This is a genomic window from Streptomyces sp. NPDC050610 (assembly GCF_040654875.1).
Lineage (GTDB): Bacteria > Actinomycetota > Actinomycetes > Streptomycetales > Streptomycetaceae > Streptomyces.
Genome location: NZ_JBFAIV010000083.1, coordinates 1 through 4,911, shown reverse-complemented (window position 1 = coordinate 4,911; position 4,911 = coordinate 1). Strand labels below are relative to the sequence as shown.

Annotated in this window: 4 protein-coding genes and 1 pseudogene; all 5 read right to left on the bottom strand. The window is 70.3% G+C overall.

Annotated features, from left to right (window positions below):
* Positions 1 to 365 (bottom strand): ATP/GTP-binding protein (locus AB0I22_RS39530; RefSeq protein ID WP_363135875.1); only part of this gene is annotated, 365 nt, incomplete at its 3' end.
* Positions 346 to 990 (bottom strand): DUF742 domain-containing protein, encoded by a 645-nt coding sequence (locus AB0I22_RS39525; RefSeq protein WP_363135874.1) that lies wholly within the window; start codon positions 988 to 990, stop codon positions 346 to 348. The genes AB0I22_RS39525 and AB0I22_RS39530, both read right to left, overlap by 20 nt.
* Before the next feature lie 86 nt (positions 991 to 1,076).
* A complete protein-coding gene (locus AB0I22_RS39520; RefSeq protein WP_030884783.1) occupies positions 1,077 to 1,490 on the bottom strand; it encodes a roadblock/LC7 domain-containing protein in 414 nt (137 codons plus the stop codon).
* A gap of 10 nt (positions 1,491 to 1,500) precedes the next feature.
* On the bottom strand, positions 1,501 to 4,380 hold the full coding sequence (locus AB0I22_RS39515) for a nitrate- and nitrite sensing domain-containing protein (RefSeq protein ID WP_363135873.1): 2,880 nt from the start codon (positions 4,378 to 4,380) through the stop codon (positions 1,501 to 1,503).
* Between the two features lie 353 nt (positions 4,381 to 4,733).
* A pseudogene (locus tag AB0I22_RS39510) lies at positions 4,734 to 4,911 on the bottom strand (ATP-binding protein); the annotation flags it as partial.

Genomic DNA, 4,911 nt, shown 5'->3' with positions numbered 1-4,911 from the left:
CAGTCGGCGAGGCGGCGGGTGTCGACGAGGACGACGGCGCCGATGGCGCCGCGTACCAGGTCGTCCCACATGAACCAGAAGCGGTCCTGGCCGGGTGTGCCGAACAGGTACAGGATCAGGTCCTGGTCCAAGGTGATGCGGCCGAAGTCCATGGCCACCGTCGTGGTGGTCTTGTCCGGCGCGTGCGTCAAGTCGTCGATCCCCGCGGAGGCGGAGGTCATCACGGCTTCGGTGCGCAGCGGGTTGATCTCCGAGACCGCGCCGACGAAGGTCGTCTTGCCCACGCCGAAGCCTCCCGCCACCACGATCTTCGCGGAGGTGGTGGAGCGGGCAGGTGGCTCGCCGCTAGAGCTTCCGAAGTCCACTGAGCACCCTTTCGAGCAGTGTCACGTCAGGCTGGCCGCCGGCGGTCTCGTCGCCGCCGGGCTGATGGATGGCGACGAGCCCGGCCTCTGCCAAGTCGGCAACGAGGATTCGGGCCACGCCGAGGGGAATGGTGAGGAGCGCGGAGATCTCGGCGACCGACTTGATCTCGCGGCACAGGTGGCAGATGCGCTGGTGTTCCGGCAGCTGCCCCTGGAGTTGGGAGGGCTGGGCCGTCGTGTGCACCAGCGCCTCTATGGCGAGCTGGTAGCGCGGCCTGGTCCGCCCGCCGGTCATGGCGTACGGCCTGACCAGCGGGTTGTGTCCGTCGCCCGTGTCCGACGAGGGCTCCGGCGCGTACCACGCCGGCTCCATCGGCTCGATGCGGGCTTCCGAGGGCGCGGCGGGTGCGGCGGACGCGGCTTCGTAGGGCGCGTACGCACCCCGCTGGTCCGGCTGCTGCCACTGCCGCTGGCGGTCCAGGCGCCGCGGCCGCTGCGACTCGGGCTGTCGCGGGGGCTCCGGCGGGGCCTGGGGGCTCGGTGCGGAGGGGAAGTTGAAGCGGTTCAGCGGGGGCTCACCCTGCTGACCATTGCCGTACGGGTATCCGCCGGGGGGCGTTGCCACGTCTTCCTCCTCCAACTTGCCTTATCGCTGCGGGGTCGCGCCACCGAACTGTAAAGCTCGGTGGCGCGAAACGCACTGCCTGTCTGCTAGTTCAGCAGGCTGCCCTGCAATTCGGCGCGGAGGTCGGGGGTCAGTACGCTGCCGGTCCGGTCGACGAGCAGGGCCATTTCGTAGCCGACGAGGCCGATGTCGCACTCAGGGTGGGCGAGCACGGCCAGTGAAGAACCGTCGGATACGGACATGATGAAGAGGAAGCCGCGCTCCATCTCCACCACGGTCTGGTTGACGCTGCCGCCCTCGAAGATCCGGGAGGCCCCGGCGGTGAGGGAGGTCAGGCCGGAGGCGACGGCCGCCAATTGGTCGGCGCGGTCGCGCGGGAAACCTTCGGACATCGCCAATAGCAGTCCGTCGGCGGAGACCACGACCGTGTGGGAGACCCCTGGGGTGTTGTCCACGAAACCGGTGATCAACCAGTTCAGGTTCTGCGCCGCCTGGCTCATCGGGCTCACACTAACGCTCCTGATCGTAGGTGCTGCCGGGGCCGAAGCCCTGTCGGTCATTGTGCTCGGGGGAGCCGCTCTCGGCCCCCGCGTTGCGCCCTTGCTGGACACCGCGGCCCTGCTGGACGCCGCGGCGCAGATTGCTCAGCCTGCCGCGGATGTCCTCGGGGGCGCGGGACAGCTGGGGGCCGCCCTGCGGTGTCTGCTCCGCGGTGCCTTCGACGAGGTTCGCCTTGGGCACCCGCCGGGGCAGACCGGAGGGGGTGACTCCGCCGGCCTTCGGCTCACGGAGCCGCTCGGCCTTCTGCCAGCGCTCGTCGTTCGCCGATTGCCAGTCGGGGGCCTCTCCCTGCGGAGGCTGCTCCGGCTCCCCTGCCGTTTCCTCGGGCTGCTGCCACTGGGTGCCGCGGCGCGGAAAGCCGGCGCCGGTCATCGGGTGGGAGCCGCTCGGGGAAACGCCCGGATGGTCAAACTCTACGCGCTCCCGCGCTGTCGCGTCAGCGTCGGACGAGGGCTCCGATTCCCTTCCGTAACCCTCGTCATACGCCGCCCCATACGACCCTGACTCGCTCCACTCGCCCTGGTGAGCGGGGTGCTGAGGCTCGTCGGAGGCCGCTGCGCCGGAGTGCGCCGATCCCTCGAAAGGGGATTCCGGATACGCCGCGGGCCGCTCGGGGGAGGAGCTGTAAGACTGCGTGTGCGACGGGGCGTTCGAAGGCTCGTACGGCCGCTCGGGCTGGTTGTACGACTGCTCGTACAGCCGGTCGTCACTGAGCGGCGATCCCTGCGCCGAACCGCCCGGCGCGGGCGCGTCGAGCGCGGTGGCGGCGCCGTCCTGCGGCCCCGCCTCCTCGCCGCCCCCGCCGCGCGTGATCGCGTCCGGCAGCATCACCAGCGAGGTGGTGCCGCCCTGTTCGCCCGAGGGGCGCAGCTGGACGCGGATGCCGTGCCGCTCCGAGAGCCGGCCGACCACGAACAGGCCCATCCGCTGGGAGACCGCGACGTCGACGCTCGGCGGGTTGGCGAGCCGGTGGTTGATGTCCGCGAAGTCCTCGGCGGTCAGGCCGATGCCCTGGTCATGGAGTTCGATCATGACGCGGCCGTCCGGCAGCCGCGTCGCCGTCACCGCGACCTTCGTCTGCGGCGAGGAGAAGGCGGTGGCGTTCTCCAGCAACTCGGCGAGCAGGTGCACGAGGTCGGCGACGGCGGCGCCGTGGATCTCGCAGTCCGCCACCCCGGTCAGCTCGATGCGCGCGTACGACTCCACCTCGGCGGAGGCGGCGCGCAGCACGTCCACGAGCGGTACCGGCCGGTCCCAACGGCGGCTGGGCCGCTCGCCCGAGAGAACGAGCAGGTTCTCGCCGTTGCGGCGCATCCTGGTGGCCAGGTGGTCCAGCCGGTAGAGGCTCTCCAGCCGGCCCGTGTCGGCCTCGGTGCTCTCCAGGCCGGAGATGACCGCGAGCTGACCCTCGATCAGGTGCTGGTTGCGGCGCGAGAGGTTGGTGAAGATGGTGTTGACGTTGGACCGCAGCAGCGCCTGCTCGGCGGCGAGCCGCACGGCCTCGCGGTGCACCTGGTCGAAGGCGCGGGCCACCTCGCCGATCTCGTCGCGCGTGGTGACCGGGATCGGCAGCGCCCGGGTGTCCACCCGTTCCGGAGCCGTACGCGAGAGCTGGTCGACGACGGCCGGCAGCCGCTGCTCGGCGACCTCGAAGGCGGCGCTGCGCAGCCGCCGCATCGAGCGGCTCATCGAACGGGCCATCAGGCCGGACACCACGAGGGCCACGAGCAGGGCGGCGGCTACGACGGCGCCGTTGACGATGGCGTCGCGCTTGGCGTCGGAGGAGATCCGCCCCGACGCGGCCAGCGCCTCGCGTACGAGGTGGTCCTCGCCCGCTCGGTAGGCGGAGAACGTCATGGACGACTGGTTCTCCCATTTGATGGGGGTGACGTGCGCGTCCTTGAGCTGCTGCGGTGAGGAGCCGGCGGCGATGGCGTCGGCCATCCTCCGCTGCTCCTCCGGTCTGGTGTCGCCCCCCATGATCTGCCGCTCGTGGGCCATGGTGTCCTTGAGCCGCTTGACGCCCTCATCGGTGCCGCCGGAGGCGTACGCGTCGAACGCGATCTTTTCCAGAGAGCGGTACGCGTCGAACGCCGCCAGCTGGGTCTTGCGGTCCTGCTCGCTCGGGCCCGGCTTCACCAGCAGGTGCGTGCCGATGGCGCGCTGGAGCGACTCGGCGGACTTGGCGAGGGAGAGCGCGTGGACGGCACGGCCGTAGGAGGCGGTGTCGCCCGCGCCCAGCTCATCGGCGAACTCCAGCAGCGGGCGCTGGATGGACGTGTAGGCATCTTCCGTGCGCACCCCGGCGGCCGCGGACCCCGCGTACGCGGTCTTGCGCACCTCCGGTAGCGCCTTCTCGGCTTCGGCGAACGCCTTCAGGCGCCGCTTGAGAGAGGGAGTGTCCGGCATATGGGCCGCACGATTGTGGAAAGCCTGCTTCGCTCTGTCCGTAGCTATGTACGCCGCCTTGACCAGCGGGAAGTCGCGGTGGCCTTCGAGCAACAGTGCGGTGGTGCTGTCGCGCTCGTGGCTCAGCGAGTGACTGTAGAACGACGCAACCTGTACGAGATCCGCCACGCGCTCCGTGTCCCGCGCCTGCCGCCAGGCGTCCAGCGACGACTTGAAGTTGAGGCCGCCGAAGGCGAGGGCGATCAGCACCGGTATGAGGAGGATCGCGGTCAGCCGGGTGGAGACGCGCCAGTTGCGGGGCGACCGGCGGCTACCGGTCGCGGGGGTCTCGGACGCGTCGGCATACGATGCCGCCGCGCGCGGCGGCGGGGTGAAATTCCCCCGCGCCTGCTCCGCGGCGCTCGCTGTGCTTCGCCTCACTCGACCAACAACCCCTCGGCGTCGGCACCCGCTCGGTGCCGGTCTCCCCCTGAGCCATTACCGCTCGGGTCCGGGAATTGCAGCACGTCAGGCGGGTGCATTCCAAACACCGGGGCAACGGTCCGGGGGCTGGAAATGTCCAACATAAAACGGGCATTAAGACCGAGGGCCGCCAAAAGGCGGGGAAAACATAAACAGAGCGCAATCGGCCGGGCGCGACCTGTAGTCGCGCCCGGCCAATTCTCTGTCGAAACGTTATGAACACGGCAACATGCCGTAACGCACCGCGCGGCCCGCCCGCAGCCGTTCCCGCCGGCTCCGTGACGCCCCGTGCAACTGCCGTCCGCGCAGCGCTACTTGAGCCGCGCCATCAGGGCGTGCTCGACGAGCGTGATGAGCGCGCTCTTGGTCTCGCCGCGCTGCCGGGCATCGGTGGTGATGATGGGTGCGTCGGGGCCGATCTGGAGTGCTTCGCGGACTTCTTCGGGGGTGTAGGGCTGGTGTCCGTCGAAGCCGTTGAGGGCGATGACG

What these genes read in the sequence shown, in the direction of transcription:
- AB0I22_RS39520 (WP_030884783.1), bottom strand. Translation starts at nt 1,490, where the DNA reads ATGAGCCAGGCGGCGCAGAACCTGAACTGGTTGATCACCGGTTTCGTG.